A 20184-nucleotide genomic window follows, 5' to 3' on the forward strand; every position below is an offset into this window, starting at 1 on the left:
CGCATTCGGAAACGGATGCGGGCCTTTCCCATGCGACATCACCGCACCCCGACGCCTGGCCGCGCCCGCGGCGGCAGCCGCCGTCGGACACAGCAGACCCCGTCAGGACCGCAGCCGAAGGCCCGCCTCCGTTTCCGGACGCGGGCCTTTCCCGTGCACGAGGGCTGCTTCCCGGTCCCTTGACGGCGTCACATTCCGCCGGTACCTCAGAAGCAGGGTCGTTCCGCCGCGGCCCCCTGGAGGTGGCGTATGGCCGCATCGGCCAGGCACGAGACCCGGGCGCTGCTCCGCGCGCACCTCGCGGCCGCCTCGTCGTACGGCCACCTCACCAGCCGCTGCCCCGCCTGCCACCGCCTGCTGCGGCTCGCGATGGAGAGCGCGCCCCGACCGCCGACCGCGGCTCCCGGCGCCCTCCCGCCCCCGGGAGCCGGACAGGAGCCCCTCAGCGGCCCTCTGACGGCCTTACAGGTACTGGGCGACCTGGAGCCCCTGGAAGCGCTCCTCGCGCGGGAAGCCGCCGACCCCGACCGGCCCTCGACCACGTGAGCGCACCGGCCGGTTCGCGAACTCCCGTCCGCCCAGGGGCCGATGGAGCCACAACCTCCTTTAGCGCACGGTTGCGGCACGCAACAAGCTCCGCGCGATGTGACGGGTGTCACCGCACGAGTTTCTGAAACCGCTCTCCTTACACCCCTCCTACAAGCAGTCAATTTAATATGTGCAATTGCACCACTCTCCGACGCTGCCCACAGGGGATCCGACATCCCTCCCCAGGCTCGGACAAGGCCGCTCACAGACCCACCCACAGGACCTCGCCGACCGCACAAAAAAGATCGCGCTGGACCCGGCGGAGTCCAGCGCGATCGACGACGCACCCTGTTCACTTGCCTGTAGAGCTCTGACGGCTTGGGCGTGGGGCCTGTTGGGGCAGGACCCGCGTCGCTTGGAGCTGTGGGCCCGGACGCCCTGGCTGGTTGGGGGACAGCCGGTTTGTCCGGTTATGAAGTTGTTCAGGCCTCGCTGCGCTGCTGCGGGATGCCCGCGAGCAGAGCGCGGACCTCGGCCTCGCGGTAGCGGCGGTGCCCGCCGAGCGTGCGGATCGACGTGAGCTTGCCGGCCTTCGCCCAGCGCGTGACCGTCTTCGGGTCGACGCGGAACATGGTGGCGACCTCAGCCGGGGTCAGCAGCGGCTCGGCATCAGGGGTGCGAGCGGTCATGAGCGGCCTCCTCGGGAGAACCGAACCTTCTCGGTTCTTTCCTCTAAATTCTGCACCTTGACCCGCGTTGCCCGAAATGGCGGACGCGAGTCGAGTCGGTTATAGGACGAACGGCTTGTCCTCGGCACTACAACTACACCATCTGTCCAGCCGCGTCGGCCAAACCGATGGAATTGCCCTCCCAGGTGTTCATCAGCGACGGAAGCCGATGGACCATGCCATAGCGGACAGTCACACCGCCGTGACGATCAGTCACAGGGTGCTCAGGAAGTCACCAGACCCCCCAAAGCGTGCAATGCTGAGATTCCACCCAAGGCGGAGCATAAGCGGGCGGAAGGAGCTCTCCCCCGACTCCTTGTCCTATTTTGGCATGAGGAGGGGCAACCAAGGCAAGGGTCTGGTAAGTGCAGTCCATCACCCTTGACGCAAACGCCCGGATCGAGCACTACGTCCCATCAGCTCCGCTTAAGACCCCTGACCGTACGCTGTTCGACGCCGTTCGAGCCGTGATGCAGGTCACTTGGTGAGGAATCGTCAGTGAGCGGGTCAGTTGGCCGAGCGCCGGTCCCGCACCGCGCGCCAGCGTTCCACGAGCCGCCCGTAGGCCTCCGCCGCGGCCGTCCCGTCCCCCCGGCGCAGCGCCTCGATCCCCTCGGCCACATCGGCCGCGGAATGATCGCCCTCCAGCTCACCGGCCGGAAGGACGTGCACCAGGCCGCCGTAGTCCAGCTCCACCAGGGAGCGCGGGTGGAACTCCTCCAGCCAGCGGCCGACGTCCACCAGGCCGTCGATCAGCGGCCCCTCGTCGACGGCGTCCCGCAGCGCCCGCAGCGCCCGCGCCACCCGTCGCCTGGCCTGCACCATCGGCGTGCGGTACCGCAGCGAGGGAAGCTCGTCCCCGAAGCCGCCCGGCGCGGCGAACCCGTCCCCCGCGCCGGCGTCCCCGGCGGCCTTCGGGGCCGCGCCGGCCGCGGCGGCCCCCACCCCCTTGACGTACTCCCGCTCCTCGTCGGAGACCAGGACGAACCAGTTCAGCGGCACCTGCCAGGTCGCCGTGCGGATCCAGGGCCGGGCGTCGGGGTTGCGGGCCAGCCAGCGCTCGTAGTCCTGGGCGGCCTGGCGCCGTACGAGCGGGGGCAGCACCGCGTCCAGCACCACCGCCGACAGCTCCTCGGCGAGCTCGTCCAGTGCCTGCCAGCCGCGCAGCCGGGTGCGCCAGGGGCAGACGCACACCACTCCGTCGACATCCAGCACGAACGCGTCCCTGCTCTCGTGCACCGGCACCGCCACCGGCGGGGTGGGCAGCAGGTCGGCCAGCGAGCGTCGCAGTTCGTCCTGGTAGGAGGGACGGCCGGGGAGGCGGGCGTAGCGCGCCCAGTGGCTGCGCTCCGGCTCGGGGAAGGCGGCCAGCGGCTCGTAGACGCGCAGATAGGCCGCGTACGGGACGACCACGGAGGACACCTTGGGCACGCCTGCTCCCTCCCCACCGGGCCGGGGCCGAAACCCGCCCGGCCCGCGCCCGGACGGACGGAAAACCACTGCAAATCGTCCCACGCCCGGGCGGGAAGGTACTCCTTGGGAGGGTGATCCGGACCACTGCCCCTCGGGTGGGCACGGTCAGGGTCTAGTCTCCTGCCACGGCCCCCGCCACCCGCACGGGGACGCCCCACCACCCGCCGCTACTTACCTGGGAGTCACCACCGTGACCGACGTAACCGGCGCGCACGCTGACGTACTGCACACCCTGTTCCGCTCGGAGCAGGGCGGCCATGAACAGGTCGTGCTCTGTCAGGACCGCGCCAGCGGCCTCAAGGCCGTCATCGCCATCCACTCCACCGCCCTGGGGCCCGCGCTCGGCGGTACCCGTTTCTACCCGTACGCGAGCGAGCAGGAGGCCGTCGCCGACGCGCTGAACCTCGCCCGCGGGATGTCGTACAAGAACGCCATGGCCGGTCTGGACCACGGCGGCGGCAAGGCCGTGATCATCGGGGACCCGGAGCTGATCAAGTCCGAGGAGCTGCTGCTCGCCTACGGGCGGTGCGTCGCCTCGCTCGGCGGCCGCTACGTCACCGCGTGCGACGTCGGCACGTACGTGGCCGACATGGACGTCGTGGCGCGCGAGTGCCGCTGGACCACCGGCCGCTCCCCCGAGAACGGCGGCGCGGGCGACTCCTCCGTGCTGACCGCCTTCGGTGTCTACCAGGGCATGCGGGCCTCGGCCCAGCACCTGTGGGGGGACCCCACGCTGCGCGGCCGCACGGTCGGCGTCGCGGGGGTGGGCAAGGTCGGGCACCACCTGGTGCGGCACCTGCTGGACGAGGGCGCCGAGGTCGTGATCACGGACGTGCGGAGCGAGGCCGTGGAGCGTGTCGTCGCCGCGCACCCCGCCGTGCGCCGGGTCGCCGACACCGACGCCCTGATCCGCGTCGAGGGGCTCGACGTCTACGCCCCCTGTGCGCTCGGCGGCGCCCTGAACGACGCGACCGTGCCGGTGCTGACCGCCCGGGTGGTGTGCGGAGCGGCCAACAACCAGCTCGCCCACCCCGGCGTCGAGAAGGACCTCGCCGACCGCGGGATCCTCTACGCGCCGGACTACGTGGTGAACGCCGGCGGTGTCATCCAGGTCGCCGACGAGCTGCACGGCTTCGACTTCGACCGGTGCAGGGCGAAGGCCGCGAAGATCTTCGACACCACGCTCGCGATCTTCGCACGTGCGAAGGAAGATGGGATTCCGCCGGCCGCCGCGGCCGACCGGATCGCCGAGCAGCGGATGGCGGAGGCGCGCGCCGCGCACACGCGGTGAGGCGGCGCGCCGGCGCCTCCCGTCGCACGTTTGACCGGTACCTGCCGGTGGACAGTTGGAGAGAACTCTCACTTCCACCGGCGGGTCGCCCGCCGATAAGTGGTTAAAATCGCCACTGACCAGCGAGGACGGGGCGCCTCGAAGGTTCTGGGCGGACGCGCGTCCTGCGGGCGACGTACCGTATGGCCGCGGGCTCAGGTACCGTGGAAGCCCTACGGACCGGTCTCTCTGCGGAGAGCCCGTGCCGGAACATGAACGCGTGTCAGACTCTGGGGCCGTTGAGCCCCGTCGTTGAGGGGGTCGAGCCATGGGGCGCGGCCGGGCCAAGGCCAAGCAGACGAAGGTCGCCCGCCAGCTGAAGTACAACAGCGGTGGGACTGACCTCTCACGCCTGGCCGAGGAGCTGGGCGCATCGACGTCGAATCCGTCGCCGACCAACGGCGACCATTTCGAGGACGATGAGCAAGACGACGACCTGTACGCACGGTACGCCGACCTCTATGAGGACGACGACGAGGACGAGCAGGACGACTCCTCGCAACACCGTCGCGGCGCCTGAGACCCACGGTCGGCTCTGCCGTCCCACGCGCGTCGCAGGGTCCTCCACTTCACCCGGTCCGGTGCTTCCAGCGCCGGACCGGGTTTCGTGCTGTGTTCACCCGCCGCTCACGCGTGGTCGCCCACCAGCGCGGCTCCCGTGGTGTGCTCGCCCCGGGCGGTGATCTCACCGGCGACCCAGGCGTCGACCCCGCGGTCGGCCAGGGTGGTGAGGGCCGCGTCGGCCGACTCCTGCGGCACGATCGCGATCATGCCCACGCCCATGTTGAGGGTCTTCTCCAACTCCAGCCGCTCCACGTTCCCGCTCCGGCCGACCAGGCCGAAGACCGGCGCCGGGGTCCAGGTGGCCCGGTCGACCACGGCGTGCAGGCTGTCCGGGATCACCCGGGCCAGGTTGGCGGCGAGCCCGCCGCCGGTGACGTGGCTGAAGGCGTGGACCTCGGTGGTGCGGGTCAGCGCCAGGCAGTCCAGCGAGTAGATCTTGGTCGGCTCCAGCAGCTCCTCGCCGAGGGTGCGGCCGAAGTCCTCGATGTGCGTGTCCAGGGACAGACCCGCCCTCTCCAGCAGCACGTGCCGCACCAGCGAGTACCCGTTGGAGTGAAGACCGGAGGACGCCAGGGCGATCACCGCGTCGCCCTCGCGGATGCGGTCCGGGCCGAGCAGCCGGTCGGCCTCCACGACGCCCGTACCGGCGCCGGCGACGTCGAAGTCGTCCTCGCCGAGCAGACCGGGGTGCTCGGCGGTCTCGCCGCCCACCAGGGCGCAGCCGGCCAGGACGCAGCCCTCCGCGATGCCCTTGACGATGGCGGCGACCCGCTCGGGGTGCACCTTGCCGACGCAGATGTAGTCGGTCATGAACAGCGGTTCGGCACCGCAGACCACGATGTCGTCCATGACCATGGCGACCAGGTCGTGGCCGATGGTGTCGTACACGCCCAGCCGGCGGGCGAGGTCGACCTTGGTGCCGACGCCGTCGGTGGCGGAGGCGAGCAGGGGGCGCTCGTAGCGCTTGAGGGCGGAGGCGTCGAAGAGGCCGGCGAAGCCGCCGAGGCCGCCGAGGACCTCGGGGCGCTGCGTCTTCTTCACCCACTCCTTCATCAGCTCGACGGCGCGGTCGCCCGCTTCGATGTCGACGCCCGCCGCTGCGTAGCTGGCACCGGTTGTCTCAGACATGACGATGAGAACTTTCGTGTCGTACTGCGGGGGTGACGGGCTGCCTACGGGCGACGGATGGCGTCGGCCGCGGCCGTGGCGGCGGGCCCTGCGGCCAGCTCGGTCTCCAGCAGCTGCTTGCCGAGCAGCTCCGGGTCGGGGAGTTCCATCGGGTACTCGCCGTCGAAGCAGGCACGGCACAGGTTCGGCTTGGCGATCGTGGTCGCCTCGATCATGCCGTCGATGGAGATGTACGCCAGGGAGTCGGCGCCCAGCGAGGTGCCGATCTCGTCGATGCTCATGCCGTTGGCGATCAGCTCGGCGCGGGTGGCGAAGTCGATGCCGAAGAAGCACGGCCACTTCACGGGCGGCGAGGAGATCCGGATGTGGACCTCGGCGGCCCCGGCCTCGCGGAGCATGCGCACCAGGGCGCGCTGGGTGTTGCCGCGGACGATGGAGTCGTCGACGACGACCAGGCGCTTGCCCTTGATGACCTCCTTCAGCGGGTTCAGCTTCAGCCGGATCCCGAGCTGGCGGATGGTCTGCGAGGGCTGGATGAACGTACGTCCGACGTACGCGTTCTTGACCAGGCCGCTGCCGAAGGGGATGCCGGAGGCCTCCGCGTACCCGATGGCGGCGGGGGTGCCGGACTCCGGGGTCGCTATGACGAGGTCGGCCTCGACCGGGGCCTCCTTCGCGAGCTTGCGGCCCATCTCCACGCGGGAGAGGTAGACGTTCCGCCCGGCGATGTCGGTGTCGGGGCGGGCCAGGTAGACGTACTCGAAGACACAGCCCTTGGGCTTCGCCTCCGCGAATCGCGAACTGCGCAGGCCGTTCTCGTCGACGGCGATGAACTCGCCCGGCTCGATCTCGCGCACGAAGCTGGCGCCGCAGATGTCGAGCGCGGCGGACTCGGAGGCGACCACCCAGCCGCGCTCCAGCCGGCCGAGGACCAGCGGGCGGATGCCCTGCGGATCACGGGCGGCGTACAGGGTGTGCTCGTCCATGAAGACGAGGCTGAAGGCGCCCTTGACCTGCGGGAGGATGGCATGGGCCGCCTCCTCGATGGTCAGCGGCTTGCCGTCGGCGTCGACCTGGGCGGCCAGCAGGGCCGTCAGCAGGTCGGTGTCGTTGGTGGCCGCCACCCGGGTCGAGCGGCCGTTGGTGTCCTTGGGCAGTTCGGCGACCATCTCGGCGAGCTGCGCCGTGTTGACCAGGTTGCCGTTGTGGCCGAGCGCGATCGAACCGTGCGCGGTGGCGCGGAACGTCGGCTGGGCGTTCTCCCACACGGAGGCACCGGTGGTCGAGTAGCGGGCGTGTCCGACCGCGATGTGACCCTGGAGCGAACCGAGCGAGGTCTCGTCGAAGACCTGGGAGACGAGGCCCATGTCCTTGAAGACGAGGATCTGGGAGCCGTTGCTGACCGCGATACCCGCGGATTCCTGGCCCCGATGCTGGAGGGCGTAGAGCCCGAAGTACGTGAGCTTTGCGACCTCTTCGCCCGGAGCCCAGACACCGAAGACGCCGCACGCGTCCTGGGGGCCTTTCTCGCCGGGGAGCAGATCGTGATTGAGTCGACCGTCACCACGTGGCACGCCACCGAGTGTAGGCGAGGTCGACCACTGGTCCGAATTGGGGAATGTCAAAAAAACCCGGAGCCGCCGCGTCACTCGTCCGCGACGATCCCCGAACTCTCTGTATTTACGCAGGTCAGACGGCTGGTGTGCGGGTGGTCGCGACCCGCCCGGCCGATGCGGCCCGTATGGAGGCCGCGTCCCCGTCCAGGGCGAGTGAGGTGTCGCACACCGTGGGGTCCTGGGCGCGGTGCGCGCGCGGGCCGGGGCCGGGGCGGTGGGGCGGTCCGGCTCCGGTCGGCGCCGCGCCGGTTCAGGACATCAGCGGCAGCAGGCCGCCGAGGTCGGCCCGTTCCCCACTGGCGCTGACGGCGGCGTGGTCGAGGGCGTCGCGCCACGCCGTCCGTCCGGTGGCCAGCCGGATCCAGGTCAGCGGGTCGGTCTCGACGACGTTGGGCGGGGTGCCGCGGGTGTGGCGGGGCCCCTCGACGCACTGGACGACGGCGTACGGCGGCACCCGCACCTCGGTCGAACCGCCGGGCGCCTTCACCGCGAGCGCGTCGGCCAGCAGGCGGGTGGCGGCGGCGAGGGCCTGCCGGTCGCAGGGGACCGCCAGGCCAGGCACGGCGGCGTTCAGGTCGTCGGTGTGGACGACTAGTTCGACGGTGCGCGTGACGAGGTAGTCGGCGAGCGGCAGGGCGCCCGCGTTGGTGGCGAGGAGCCGGGTACCGGGGTGTTCGTCGAGCTGCCGGCCCAGGGCCCGGCCGATCTCGGCGAGGTGGGCGTCGATGTCGGGGATCTCCGCGGCGAGGCGCCGGGTGAACGCGTCGATGGCCGCGGCGTTGGCGGAGGTCGCGAACGGCCAGTCGAGCAGGACGGTGTCCTGCCGCGCGGGTTCGGGCAGATCGAGGGCGCGGCCGATGGCCGTGACGGCCATCCCGATGTGCACGACCAGCTCCCGCACCGTCCAGTCGCCGAGCCGGGTGGGCAGCGCGAGTTGTCCGGGGGTCAGTGTGCGCACGGCCTCCCGTACGGCGTCGAGCTGGGCGAGGACCGCCGTACGGGTCCGGGCGGGGTCGTAGGTCCTGGGACGTTTCCTGGCCGGGGGCATGGCGGTGAGCCTATGTCGTCACGGTGCGGCCGTTCAGGCCCTTTTCGACCGGCTCGAAGGCGGGCCGGGCCCGTTCCGGGGCATGGGCGGCGCGTCCTCGGACGGTTCACCGGCGTCGACGCGGTGGTGGCTGGTGGTTCTCCTCGGTCAGGGCATGGCGAGGGGCGCGCCGGGTACAGCCGCGGCGGCGGTACGCCGTCCGGCCGACCGGTACGCGTGGTTCTCGCCCCGGCCGCCCGGGGCCTCGCCGTGGCCGCCGTGACCGCCCTCGCACTGTTCCCGGGGTGTCAGGCGCGCGCCCGAACCGGTGTTCCCGCTCCTCCCCGTTCACACCGGCCCGGGAATCCGTCATCGCCCGAGGACCGGGCCGGTCCCGGGGGTGTCCCGACGCGCGCGAGGGGACCGGTCGTCTCCTGGCCGGAAACGACCGGTCCTTGCCTGGCCGGTGACGCCGTCCTGCGGCGGGAACTACGCCAGCAGCGCCGGGATCGTGCCCTCGTGCGCCTCACGCAGCTCGGCCAGGCTCAGCGCGAACTCGCCCTGGACCTCCACCGAGTCGCCGTCGACGACACCGATGCGGGTGGCGGGCAGGCCCCGCGCGCCGCACATGTCGTTGAAGCGCACCTCCTCGGAGCGCGGCACGGCGACGAGCGCGCGGCCGGCCGACTCCGACAGGAGGAAGGTGAACGCGTCCAGGCCGTCCGGTACGACCAGGCGCGCGCCCTTGCCGCCCAGCAGCGCGGACTCCACGACCGCCTGGACGAGGCCGCCGTCGGACAGGTCGTGCGCGGAGTCGACCATGCCGTCGCGGGAGGCGGAGATCAGGATCTCGGCCAGCAGCCGCTCACGCTCCAGGTCGACCTCGGGGGGCAGGCCACCGAGGTGGTCGTGGACCACCTGCGACCAGGCCGAACCGCCGAACTCCTCGCGGGTGTCGCCGAGGAGGTAGAGCAGCTGGCCCTCCTCCTGGAAGGCGACCGGGGTGCGGCGGGCCACGTCGTCGATGACGCCGAGGACGGCGACGACCGGCGTCGGGTGGATGGCGGCCTCGCCGGTCTGGTTGTACAGCGAGACGTTGCCGCCGGTCACCGGGGTGCCGAGTTGCCGGCAGCCGTCCGCCAGACCGCGCACGGCCTCCGCGAACTGCCACATGACCGCCGGGTCCTCGGGCGAGCCGAAGTTCAGGCAGTCGGAGACGGCCAGCGGCTTCGCGCCGGTGGTGGCGACGTTGCGGTACGCCTCCGCCAGCGCGAGCTGCGCGCCCGTGTACGGGTCGAGCTTGGCGTAGCGGCCGTTGCCGTCCGTGGCGAGGGCGACGCCGAGGCCGCTCTCCTCGTCGATGCGGATCATGCCGGAGTCCTCGGGCATGGCCAGCACGGTGTTGCCCTGTACGAAGTGGTCGTACTGCTGGGTGATCCACTTCTTGGACGCCTGGTTCGGGGACGCCACGAGCTTGAGGACCTGCGCCTTCAGCTCCTTCGCCGACTGCGGCCGGGGCAGCTTGTTCGCGTCGTCGGCCTGGAGCGCGTCCTGCCAGGACGGGCGGGCGTAGGGGCGCTCGTAGACCGGGCCCTCGTGGGCGACCGTGCGCGGGTCGACGTCGACGATCTTGCCGCCGTGCCAGTAGATCTCCAGCCGGTCGCCGTCGGTCACCTCGCCGATGACGGTGGCGATGACGTCCCACTTCTCGCAGATCTCCAGGAACCGGCCGGCCTTCTCCGGTTCGACGACCGCGCACATGCGTTCCTGCGACTCGCTCATGAGGATCTCCTCGGGCGAGAGCGTGGAGTCGCGCAGCGGGACGTCGTCCAGGGTGACGCGCATGCCGCCGGAGCCGTTGGAGGCCAGCTCCGAGGTGGCGCAGGACAGGCCGGCCGCACCCAGGTCCTGGATGCCGACGACCAGCTTCTCGGCGAACGCCTCCAGGGTGCACTCGATGAGCAGCTTCTCCTGGAAGGGGTCGCCGACCTGGACGGCGGGGCGCTTGGAGGGCTTGGCGTCGTCGAAGGTCTCGCTCGCCAGGATCGAGGCGCCGCCGATGCCGTCGCCACCGGTCCGGGCTCCGTACAGGATGACCTTGTTGCCCGCGCCGGACGCCTTGGCGAGGTGGATGTCCTCGTGCCGCATCACGCCGATGGCACCGGCGTTGACCAGCGGGTTGCCCTGGTAGCAGGCGTCGAAGACGACCTCGCCGCCGATGTTGGGCAGGCCCAGGCAGTTGCCGTAGCCGCCGATGCCCGCGACGACGCCGGGCAGCACCCGCTTGGTGTCGGGGTGGTCGGCCGCGCCGAAGCGCAGCGGGTCGACGACGGCGACCGGGCGGGCGCCCATCGCGATGATGTCGCGCACGATGCCGCCCACGCCCGTGGCCGCGCCCTGGTAGGGCTCGACGTAGGAGGGGTGGTTGTGCGACTCCACCTTGAAGGTGACGGCGTAGCCCTGGCCGACGTCGACGACACCGGCGTTCTCACCGATGCCGACGAGCATCGCGTCGTTCTCGGGGGCCTTCTCGCCGAACTGGCGCAGGTGGACCTTGGAGGACTTGTACGAGCAGTGCTCGGACCACATGACCGAGTACATGGCGAGTTCGGCGCCGGTCGGGCGGCGGCCGAGAATCTCCACGACCTTCTCGTACTCGTCCTTCTTCAGGCCGAGTTCGGCCCAGGGCAGCTCGACGTCGGGGGTCGCGGCCGCGTGCTCGACCGTGTCCAGAGGCGTCCTGCTCATGCGGTGACCAGCTTCTTGAGGATCGAGGTGAAGAACGGGAGGCCGTCGGTGCGGCCGGTGCCGATCAGCGGCTCGGTGGCGTGCTCGGGGTGCGGCATGAGGCCCACGACGTTGCCGGCCTCGTTGGTGATGCCGGCGATGTCGCGCAGCGAGCCGTTGGGGTTTCCATACCCCTCGGCGGCTTCCCCGCGGACGACGTACCGGAAGGCGACGCGGCCCTCCGCCTCCAGCTTGTCGAGGGTGTACTCGTCGGCGACGTACCGGCCGTCCATGTTCTTCAGCGGGATGGAGATCTCCTGGCCCTCGCTGTAGTCGCTGGTCCAGGCGGTGGAGGCGTTCTCCACCCGCAGCCTCTGGTCGCGGCAGACGAAGTGCAGGTGGTCGTTGCCGAGCATCGCGCCGGGCAGCAGGTGGGCCTCGGTGAGGACCTGGAAGCCGTTGCAGATGCCGAGGACCGGCAGCCCGGCCCTCGCCTGCTCGATGACGGTCTCCATCACCGGCGAGAAGCGGGAGATGGCACCGGCGCGCAGATAGTCGCCGTAGGAGAAACCGCCGGGCAGGACGACGGCGTCGACCTGCTTGAGGTCCTTGTCCTTGTGCCACAGGGCGACCGGTTCGGCGCCCGCGAGGCGGATCGCGCGCTGGGTGTCCCGGTCGTCGAGGCTGCCCGGGAAAGTGACGACGCCAATACGAGCGGTCACTTCGCGGCCCCCGCGACCACGTCCTCGGACTCGACCTTGACGGTGAAGTCCTCGATCACGGTGTTGGCGAGGAAGGATTCGGCAAGATCGCGAATGCGGGCGAGCGCGGCCTCGTCGACGGGCCCGTGCACTTCCAGTTCGAATCGCTTTCCCTGACGAACGTCGGAGATGCCTTCGAAACCCAGCCGCGGCAGTGCGCGCTGCACCGCCTGGCCCTGGGGGTCGAGGATCTCCGGCTTGAGCATGACGTCGACTACGACGCGTGCCACTGGCACTCCCGGTGTGTGGTGCTGAGCAGGTTCCTTCAGACTACCCGTACAAAATTTCTACGCGGGTAGACTGGTAGAAAACTACGTGACGCCCGTCACGATCCGGCATCGATCGGGGGGCTTCGTGAAAAGTTCTGGGAAAGTTCGGCGTTCCGTCGCGCATCGGGTATTGCCCGGGCGCCGCCCGGGACACGCAGACAGATTTAGTCGGGGCTTCACTTCGCAATGCCCGGCACTGTACAAATGAATTGGCAACAGCCGATACTTTTCCCGATAACCGGCGAACAGCCGGCATCTCCGAACATCTCCCCACGTCATGGCGGAGCGGATGGTCGCAGAGGTGCCGCACGAAGGGACCGATATTCGTGGCGCAGCGTGTCGTGGTCACTCTCTTTGACGACATCGACGGCTCGGAAGCGGCGGAGACGATCGCCTTCGGACTCGACGGCAGGTTCTACGAGATCGACCTGAACCAAACCAATGCCAAGAAACTGCGTAAGGCGCTCGCGCCCTACGTCGAGGCGGGCCGCAAGCGGTCCAGGTCCGGCAAGGCCTACCGGCAGACGGAGGTCGCCCCCGACCCGGCGGCCGTCCGTGCCTGGGCCCAGGCCAACAAGATGGACGTGCCGGCGCGGGGCCGCATCCCCAAGAAGGTCTACGAGGCGTTCAGCGCGGCCCAGTGACGGACGCGCGGCCCGGGCGCACACGCCCGGGGCGCACCGGGAGCGCGCGGCATGCCCGAGCGCTCCCGGATGCGGTCCAGGGACCGTCAGCGGGCCCTGGGAGCAGCCGACTTGCGCTACCCCCCTGCTGATCAGCTAATGTCTGGAGCACGCCGAGGGGCGAGGCCGGAAGGCCGAGACCCACGGAGTACATGCGGGTGTAGTTCAGTAGTAGAACATCCCCCTTCCAGGGGGAAGGCGCAGTGTGCGATTCCTGTCACCCGCTCTGCACCGCCGATCCGACCACGCGAGTGGATCAGGTAGGCTGGTGCTCGCACCGATCGGTGGAAGCCGGTCGGAGGCAATGCGGACGTAGCTCAGTTGGTAGAGCGCAACCTTGCCAAGGTTGAGGTCGCGAGTTCGAGCCTCGTCGTCCGCTCAGGAATGAGACCCCGGTCCTTCGGACCGGGGTCTTTTCGTGTCCGCCCGTATGCCTCTCTCGGCGCGTTCGACTGACATTTGTCATTCCGGTCGATGACACCGCGCACTGCTGCGCGTCCTTGCCGGCCGCGACGCTGGTCCCATGGACAGGAACGAACACGAACACGTGATAGAGGTCACCGACCTGCGGCGTGTGTACGGGGGCGGGTTCGAGGCCGTACGCGGCATCACGTTTCACGTGAAACACGGCGAGATCTTCGCGCTGCTCGGCACCAATGGCGCCGGAAAGACATCGACGGTCGAACTGCTGGAGGGACTGGCAGTCCCGGCCTCCGGGCGCGTACGAGTGCTGGGCCACGATCCCCACACCGAACGCGCCGCCGTACGGCCGCGCACCGGGGTCATGCTCCAGGAGGGCGGCTTCCCGTCCGAGCTGACCGTCGCCGAGACGATACGGATGTGGGCCGGCTGCGTGAGCGGGGCCCGCGAACCGCGCGAGGCGCTCGCCCTGGTCGGTCTGGAGCGGCGCGCGGACGTACGGGTCAAGCAGTTGTCCGGGGGTGAGCGGCGCCGACTGGACCTTGCCCTCGCCCTGCTCGGCGATCCCGACGTGCTGTTCCTGGACGAGCCGACCACCGGGCTGGACGCCGAGGGCCGCCGGGACACCTGGGACCTGGTGCGGGCACTGCGCGACGCGGGCACGACCGTGCTGCTCACCACGCACCACCTGGAGGAGGCCGAAGGTCTCGCCGACCGGCTGGCGATCCTGCACGAGGGACGCATCGCCGCCGCGGGAACCCCAGCCGAGGTGACGGCCGCTCAGCCGTCCCGGATCTCCTTCGAACTGCCCCAGGGTCACTTCTTGGGCGACCTGCCGCCACTCGCCGAGCTGGGCGTGTGCGGTCACGAGACCGACGGGCGCGTCGTACGGCTGCGCACGCGGGAGTTGCAGCGGACCGCCACGGAACTGCTGCTCTGGGCCCGGCGGTCCGGGCTCGAACTGCGCGGCCTGGACGTCCGGTCGGCCTCCCTGAAGGAGGCGTTCCTCGGGATCGCACGGGAGGCCTCCGCGCGGACCGCGTCCGCACCGAAGGAGACGGAGTACGCCGCATGACCAGCACCCTCACTCCCCGGGCGGCCCGCGCACAGGGCGGCCCCAGCACCTCGCTGAGCCGCATGACCGCCCTCGCCCGCGCCGAACTGACCCTGTTCGCCCGGAGCAGGAGCACTCTCGTCGCCGCCTTCTTCGTCCCGCTGGTCCTGCCGTTCAGCCTCCACTCGGCGGCCGGGCAGATGAACCTGAAGGACGCCGGGCTCACCGTGGGGCTCGTCATGCTGCCCGCCGCCATCGGCTTCTCGCTGCTCTTCGCCGTGTACTCCACGCTCGTCGGCGTGTTCGTCGCCCGCCGCGAACAGCTCGTCCTCAAACGGCTGCGCACCGGAGAACCGCGGGACGCGGAGATCCTCGCCGGCGCCGCGCTGCCCGCCGTCGCCACGAGCCTGGGACAGTCACTGATCCTCACGGCCGCCTGCACGGCTCTCCTGCACGTGCCCGCCCCGCGCGCACCGCACCTGGCCGTGCTCGGGCTGCTGCTCGGGCTGGCCCTGTGCCTGACCCTCGCGGCGGTCACGGCGGGCCTCACCCGCACCACGGAGAGCGCCCAGGTCACCTCGATCCCGCTGATCATGGTTTCGGCGATGGGCTCGGGGATCGCCGTCCCGCTGGAGATCCTCCCCGACCGGCTGGCCCACCTGTGCGAACTGCTGCCGCTGACACCCGCCCTCACCCTGGTGCGCGGCGGCTGGACCGGAGAGCTGAGCGGTCCCGAGATCCTGCGGGCCGTGGCCGTCGCGTTGGTCTGGCTGGCGCTCGCGGTGTTTGCTGTACGGCGTTGGTTCCGCTGGGAACCACGACGCTGAGCGGGGGGAGGGAGCCGACGCTGGGCGGGGGAGCGGAGGCGGTGCCGGGCGAGGAGACGGGCTCGGCGCCGGGCACAGCAACGGGCTTGGCGTCGGGCGGCGGAACGGGCGCGGCGCCGGGCGCGGGAGCGGGCGCGGAGACGGGTCCGGCGCCGAGCGGCAGGGCGGGTCCGGTGCCGGGCTCGCGGGCGGGCGCGGCCCCGAGAGGTGGGACAGACCCGGCGGCGAGTGGCGGGGCGGGTCCGGTGCCGGGCGCGGAGACAGGTCCGGCGGCGAGCGGCGGGGCGGGTCCGGTGCCGGGCGCGGAGACAGGTCCGGCGGCGAGTGGCGGGGCGGGTCCGGTGCCGGGCGCGGAGACAGGTCCGGCGGCGGGCTCGTGGGCGGGGGCGGTCCCGAGAGACGGGACAGACCCGGCGTCGGGCGCGGGGATGGGCCCCACGCCGGGGGCTTGGTTGCGGAACGGACGGACTGGAGGGGCGCGGTGCTCGACGGCATCCGGCGGTGGCAGCGGCGCGAGTGGCGGGAGCGGAGCAAGGCGGAACGCGTGCAGCTGCACAGCGTGATCACCTTGTGCGCCGCTGAGTGGGTGTTCATGCTCACCTGGCTGGTGCTGCCGGTGGCCGCGGGAGTGCGTCACCGGCCGCTGCCGCTCACCCTGGCGGGCCTGCTGGTCGTCGTCGGCGTGCTCCAGTGCGTGGCGGCCAACCGGCTCGCCCGGCCCTCCTTCGAGCACTACCTGGGCCGCGTCCGGCTGCCCGGACGCGCGCTGGCCGCCCCCTTCGGCCTGCTGGTGGCCGCCATCGCCCTGCCCCTCGTGCTGTCCACCGTCGGGGCGCTCGCGCCCTGGACGGCCCGGCTCGCCCTCGGCGCCGCCCTGGTGTCGTTCGGTCTGCTGTACGCGATGATCGTGTCCGTCCCGGTGTTCCTGCGCCGCTCCGCCGCGGTGGGGCTGGTCCTCATGGCGGCGACGCGCTCGCCGTCCGAAGTGCCCCCGACGTCCTGATGGTGGGTCTGCTGGTCGCCTTCTCCATCGGCTTCTCCCTGCTGGCCGCACGCTGCGGCGCGTGGACCCTCTCCGTGCTGTGGGAGGCCGAGCGGGCCCGCGAGACCGAGGCCCGGCTGGCCGTCGCCGAGGAACGGCTGCGGTTCGGGCGGGACCTGCACGACGTCCTGGGCCGCAATCTCGCCGTGATCGCGCTGAAGGCCGAGCTTGCCGTGCAGTTGGGCCGGCGCGGGCGGCCCGAGGCGGTGGACCAGATGATCGAGGTGCAGCGGCTGGCGCAGGAGTCGCAGCGTGAGGTGCGCGCGGTGGTGCGCGGGTACCGGGAGGCCGACCTCGGCGCGGAACTGGCCGGTGCCCAGGGCGTGCTGGCCGCCGCGGGCATCGACTGCACCGTCACCGGCTCGGCCCCCGGGCTGCCCGCCCCGGTGCAGTCGGCGCTCGGCTGGGTGGTGCGCGAGGCCGCCACGAACGTGCTGCGGCACGGCGACCCCCGCCAATGCTCGATCTCCCTGCGCGTGACCGGCGGCCGGGCCGAGCTGACGGTCGAGAACGACGGGGTGCCCGACACCCCGGCCGCCGGCCGGCCGGGCTCCGGCCTCGCCGGGCTGCGCGAACGGCTCGCGGACCTCGACGGCCTGCTGCGGGCGGGCCCGGCGGACCCCGGCCGCTTCCGCCTGACCGCCGAGGTACCGCTGCCACCCGACGCCCCGCCGCGGCCCTCCGGCCCGGCGCCCGAGGACACCACCCTGAGCGAGGTCACCCCATGACGACGCCACCGGCCCCCGTACGGCTGCTGCTGGCCGACGACGAGCACCTGATCCGCGGGGCGCTCGCCGCGCTGCTCTCGCTGGAGGACGACCTCCTGGTCGTCGCGGAGGCGGCGAGCGGACCGGAGGCGCTGGCGATGGCCCGGGCGCACGAGCCCGACGTCGCGGTACTGGACCTGCAGATGCCTGGGGCGGACGGTGTGAAGGTCGCCACATCCCTGCGCGCGGAGCTGCCCGGCTGCCGGGTGCTGATCGTGACCAGCCACGGACGGCCGGGACACCTGAAGCGGGCGCTCGCGGCGGGGGTGCGCGGGTTCGTCCCGAAGACCGTCAGCGCCCAGCGGCTCGCCGAGATCATCCGCACCGTCCACACCGGGAACCGCTACGTCGACCCCGAGTTGGCCGCCGACGCGATCTCCGCCGGGGACTCCCCGCTGACCGCGCGGGAGGCCGAGGTGCTGGAGCTGGCCGCCGACGGTGCGCCGGTCACGGAGATCGCGGAGCGGGCCGCGCTCTCCCCCGGAACCGTCCGCAACTACCTGTCGTCGGCCGTGACCAAGCTGGGCGCGGAGAACCGGCATGCCGCGGTGCGCCTCGCACGCGAGCGAGGTTGGGTATAGTTGCTCTCGCGCCACGGCGCAACGCGGACGTAGCTCAGTTGGTAGAGCGCAACCTTGCCAAGGTTGAGGTCGCGAGTTCGAGCCTCGTCGTCCGCTCCGCACAGAAGCCCCCCGGTCCACCACCGGGGGGCTTCTTCGTGTGCCAGGGCCTACGACCAGGTCGTTCCCGTCAGCCGCTCGTACGCCTCCACGTACTTGCCGCGGGTCGCCTCCACCACCCGCTCGGGCAGCGGCGGCGGGGGCTGCTCACCGGCGCGGTCCCAGCCGGACTCCGCCGAGGTGAGCCAGTCACGGACGAACTGCTTGTCGTACGAGGGCTGCGCGCGTCCCGGCTGCCACTGGTCGGCCGGCCAGAAGCGGGAGGAGTCCGGCGTGAGCACCTCGTCGGCGAGGACGAGCGTGTCGCCGTCGTAGCCGAACTCGAACTTGGTGTCGGCGAGGATGATCCCCCGGTCCTTGGCGATGTCCCGGGCCCGGCCGTAGACGGCGAGGGTCGCCTGGCGCAGCTGGGCGGCCGGCTCGGCGCCGATCTGGCGGGCCACCTCCTCGTAGGAGACGTTCTCGTCGTGCTCGCCCACCTCGGCCTTGGTGGCCGGGGTGAAGATCGGCGCGGGCAGCTCGGAGCCGTCGACGAGGCCCTCGGGCAGGGCGAGGCCGCAGACCGTGCGGGAGGCGTTGTACTCGGCCAGGCCGGAGCCGGTGAGGTAGCCGCGGGCCACGCACTCCACGGGGATCATCCGCAGCGACTTGCACACCAGCGTGCGCCCGGCCCAGTCGGCGGGGGCGCCCTCGGGGACGTCGGTGCTGATGACGTGGTGCGGGGCGAGGTCCGCGAGGCGGTCGAACCACCACAGGGAGAGCTGGGTGAGGATGCGGCCCTTGTCGGGGATCTCCGTGGGCAGCACCCAGTCGTAGGCGGACATACGGTCGCTGGCGACCATCACGAGGTCGCCCGCCTCGTTCTGGTACAGCTCGCGCACCTTGCCGGTGTGCAGATGCACCAGACCCGGAACCTGGATCGGCTCGGGCTTTTCGACGAATCCGGACACGGTTCCTCCCCGTGGTTCTGTCCAATGCCCTGATTCTCCCGTATCGGGGGTGGGGCGAGGACAGCGGGTCAGTCGCGCTTGCAGATGCGGTCCAGGAGGTTGGCGGTGGCGCGTTGGATGCGGGGGTCGACGTGGCCGGGCCGGTCCAGCGCCGGTGACCAGGCGAACGTCCCGGAGGCGAAGACCAGGGCGCCGGACGGGGACCGGTACAGGGACGTCTCCTGGTGGCGCGGGGCGCCCTCGGCGTCGGTGTACGGGGAGTGCGCGAGGAGGATGCGGTCCTGGTGGTCGGGGAGCGGGGTGCGGGGGAAGTAGCGGTCGGCCTCGCCGGCGACCAGCCCCTCGATCCCGTCGCCCTCCCGCGCTCCGGTCGCCTCCCACAGCCAGTGGCCGGCGTTGCGCACGATCAGCGGGTGCGGTTCGGGGACGCGGCCCGCGTACTGGATGCCGACCAGTTGCTGCTCGGGCCGGTCGATCTCCCGCCACAGCACCGGCCGGCCGGGGCCCTTGCGTTTGCGGCAGGTCAGCAGGCGGTCGGGGACACCGGCCGGGGAAGGGCCCAGCTCGACCTGCCAGTACATGGTGTTGGCGGAGAGGAAGACCAGGGAGGTGCCGTGCTCGCGGGCGAGTTCGACGGTGCGGCGCATCGGGGCCGACCAGTACTCGTCGTGGCCGGGGAAGACCAGGCCGCGGTACCGGGTGGGGTCGACGCGGCCGGCGTGCAGGTCGCGGGCGTCGGCGTAGGCGAGGTCGTAGCCGTAGCGCTCGGCCCAGCGGATGAAGTCGTAGGCGTGGCCGACGTGCAGGGGCAGGCCCGCGCCCGCGTACGGCCGGTCGAAGGAGACCGTGGTGGCCGCGCCGGCCTCGCCGAGCAGCCGGCCCTCCTCGTCCCAGGCGTGGTAGAGGCTGGCGCCGGTGTGGCCGTCCTCCGGGTAGAGGTTGTAGGCCTGCCAGGTGATGTCGGGCAGCAGCAGGAGCAGGTCCGCCGGGTGGGAGTCGCGGACGGTGAACGGGATGTGGGAGCGGTAGCCGTCGGCGGTGGTCAGTACGGCGACGTACGCGCCGATGCTCCAGTACGACGGGATCTGCAGCCGCCAGGAAAGCCACCAGTGGTGGCAGGACACGGTGCGGTCGGCGGTGAGCGGCGGGGGCTGGACGATGCCCGAGAGCCGCGGACTGGTGGTGATCTTCGCGGCGCCGTCGCCGCCGTAGTGGCCGATGCGGTACACGTCGACGCCGAACTCCTGCGGCGGGTCCACGGTGATGTGGAAGTCGATCGCCTCGCCTGGCGTGACGGCGCCGGTGGAGGCGAAGCCCTTGATCTGGCGGTGCACGTCGTCGGCCGAGCGGGGGCCCACCTCGGCGGCGCGGGGGGCGGGGACGCGGGGCGCGGTGGCGGTCGCACCGCCGCCGTGTCCCGTGCCGGGCGCGGCCTGCGGGGGCGGGTCGACGTACCAGGGGACGACGTGGCCGGTGTCGTCGAAGTACGTCTCACTGCCGCGCAGCCAGGGGACGGGGCCCTGGCCGAACGGGTCCGTGACGGCGTGCGCGAGTGCTCCCGACTCCCAGCGGCGGACGCGGTCCGATCCCATTGGCTGTCCCCCTCCCTC

General features: G+C 71.6%; 17 protein-coding genes, 3 tRNA genes and 1 pseudogene. 11 read left to right on the forward strand and 10 right to left on the reverse strand.

Annotated features, from left to right (window positions below):
- Positions 1-249: 249 nt before the first annotated feature.
- Positions 250-546 (forward strand): DUF6274 family protein, encoded by a 297-nt coding sequence (locus tag AB0G56_RS36335; protein ID WP_360978653.1) that lies wholly within the window; start codon positions 250-252, stop codon positions 544-546.
- A gap of 464 nt (positions 547-1010) precedes the next feature.
- Here AB0G56_RS36335 and bldC read toward each other — a convergent pair whose 3' ends face one another.
- Together bldC and AB0G56_RS36345 are read right to left on the reverse strand one after the other, a co-directional pair.
- On the reverse strand, positions 1011-1217 hold the full coding sequence (bldC, locus tag AB0G56_RS36340) for a developmental transcriptional regulator BldC (protein WP_003949541.1): 207 nt from the start codon (positions 1215-1217) through the stop codon (positions 1011-1013).
- 546 nt (positions 1218-1763) lie between these two features.
- On the reverse strand, positions 1764-2687 hold the full coding sequence (locus tag AB0G56_RS36345) for a hypothetical protein (protein WP_360978656.1): 924 nt from the start codon (positions 2685-2687) through the stop codon (positions 1764-1766).
- 232 nt (positions 2688-2919) lie between these two features.
- On the opposite strand from AB0G56_RS36345, the gene AB0G56_RS36350 reads away from it, so the two are divergent.
- Together AB0G56_RS36350 and AB0G56_RS36355 are read left to right on the forward strand one after the other, a co-directional pair.
- Positions 2920-4020, forward strand: coding sequence for a Glu/Leu/Phe/Val dehydrogenase dimerization domain-containing protein (locus AB0G56_RS36350; protein ID WP_360978659.1), 1101 nt, complete (start codon positions 2920-2922; stop codon positions 4018-4020).
- 307 nt (positions 4021-4327) lie between these two features.
- Positions 4328-4579: a DUF3073 domain-containing protein gene (locus AB0G56_RS36355; RefSeq protein WP_360978662.1), complete on the forward strand. Its 252-nt coding sequence runs from the start codon at positions 4328-4330 to the stop codon at positions 4577-4579.
- Positions 4580-4686: 107 nt separating this feature from the next.
- On the opposite strand, the gene purM is transcribed toward AB0G56_RS36355, so the two are convergent.
- The 6 genes from purM to purS all read right to left on the reverse strand — a co-directional run bounded on the left by purM (position 4687) and on the right by purS (position 12112).
- On the reverse strand, positions 4687-5751 hold the full coding sequence (gene purM / locus AB0G56_RS36360; protein ID WP_360978665.1) for a phosphoribosylformylglycinamidine cyclo-ligase: 1065 nt from the start codon (positions 5749-5751) through the stop codon (positions 4687-4689).
- A 44-nt stretch (positions 5752-5795) separates the two neighbouring features.
- On the reverse strand, positions 5796-7325 hold the full coding sequence (gene purF / locus AB0G56_RS36365; RefSeq protein WP_360978667.1) for an amidophosphoribosyltransferase: 1530 nt from the start codon (positions 7323-7325) through the stop codon (positions 5796-5798).
- Between the two features lie 292 nt (positions 7326-7617).
- Positions 7618-8415: a sterol carrier family protein gene (locus AB0G56_RS36370; protein WP_360978670.1), complete on the reverse strand. Its 798-nt coding sequence runs from the start codon at positions 8413-8415 to the stop codon at positions 7618-7620.
- Between the two features lie 468 nt (positions 8416-8883).
- Positions 8884-11142: a phosphoribosylformylglycinamidine synthase subunit PurL gene (gene purL, locus AB0G56_RS36375; RefSeq protein WP_360978673.1), complete on the reverse strand. Its 2259-nt coding sequence runs from the start codon at positions 11140-11142 to the stop codon at positions 8884-8886.
- Positions 11139-11843, reverse strand: coding sequence for a phosphoribosylformylglycinamidine synthase subunit PurQ (gene purQ, locus AB0G56_RS36380; RefSeq protein ID WP_360978676.1), 705 nt, complete (start codon positions 11841-11843; stop codon positions 11139-11141). The genes purL and purQ overlap by 4 nt, the downstream gene beginning before the upstream one ends.
- On the reverse strand, positions 11840-12112 hold the full coding sequence (gene purS / locus AB0G56_RS36385) for a phosphoribosylformylglycinamidine synthase subunit PurS (protein ID WP_360978679.1): 273 nt from the start codon (positions 12110-12112) through the stop codon (positions 11840-11842). Before purS ends, purQ begins: the two co-directional genes overlap by 4 nt.
- Positions 12113-12477: 365 nt before the next feature.
- Here purS and AB0G56_RS36390 point away from each other — a divergent pair, with 365 nt between their 5' ends.
- The 8 genes and pseudogenes from AB0G56_RS36390 (at position 12478) to AB0G56_RS36425 (ending at position 17621) form a co-directional block, all read left to right on the forward strand.
- A complete protein-coding gene (locus AB0G56_RS36390) occupies positions 12478-12795 on the forward strand; it encodes an Lsr2 family protein (RefSeq protein WP_037862750.1) in 318 nt (105 codons plus the stop codon).
- Positions 12796-12988: 193 nt separating this feature from the next.
- A tRNA-Gly gene (locus tag AB0G56_RS36395) sits at positions 12989-13060 on the forward strand.
- 80 nt (positions 13061-13140) lie between these two features.
- Positions 13141-13213: transfer RNA gene (locus tag AB0G56_RS36400), tRNA-Gly, on the forward strand.
- A 144-nt stretch (positions 13214-13357) separates the two neighbouring features.
- Positions 13358-14329: an ABC transporter ATP-binding protein gene (locus AB0G56_RS36405; protein WP_360978683.1), complete on the forward strand. Its 972-nt coding sequence runs from the start codon at positions 13358-13360 to the stop codon at positions 14327-14329.
- A complete protein-coding gene (locus tag AB0G56_RS36410) occupies positions 14326-15135 on the forward strand; it encodes an ABC transporter permease (RefSeq protein ID WP_360978686.1) in 810 nt (269 codons plus the stop codon). The genes AB0G56_RS36405 and AB0G56_RS36410 overlap by 4 nt, the downstream gene beginning before the upstream one ends.
- A 481-nt stretch (positions 15136-15616) precedes the next feature.
- Positions 15617-16905, forward strand: a pseudogene (locus AB0G56_RS36415) (histidine kinase).
- Positions 16902-17525 (forward strand): response regulator transcription factor, encoded by a 624-nt coding sequence (locus AB0G56_RS36420; RefSeq protein ID WP_360978689.1) that lies wholly within the window; start codon positions 16902-16904, stop codon positions 17523-17525. The pseudogene AB0G56_RS36415 and the gene AB0G56_RS36420 overlap by 4 nt, the downstream one beginning before the upstream one ends.
- 23 nt (positions 17526-17548) lie before the next feature.
- Positions 17549-17621: transfer RNA gene (locus tag AB0G56_RS36425), tRNA-Gly, on the forward strand.
- 53 nt (positions 17622-17674) lie between these two features.
- Here AB0G56_RS36425 and AB0G56_RS36430 read toward each other — a convergent pair.
- A complete protein-coding gene (locus AB0G56_RS36430) occupies positions 17675-18574 on the reverse strand; it encodes a phosphoribosylaminoimidazolesuccinocarboxamide synthase (protein WP_360978692.1) in 900 nt (299 codons plus the stop codon).
- A 68-nt stretch (positions 18575-18642) separates the two neighbouring features.
- Entirely contained in the window at positions 18643-20166 is a 1524-nt protein-coding gene (locus AB0G56_RS36435; RefSeq protein WP_360978695.1) for a N,N-dimethylformamidase beta subunit family domain-containing protein, read from the reverse strand.
- Positions 20167-20184 lie beyond the last annotated feature (18 nt).

It is taken from the genome of Streptomyces sp. NPDC021356 (assembly GCF_040641015.1).
GTDB lineage: Bacteria > Actinomycetota > Actinomycetes > Streptomycetales > Streptomycetaceae > Streptomyces.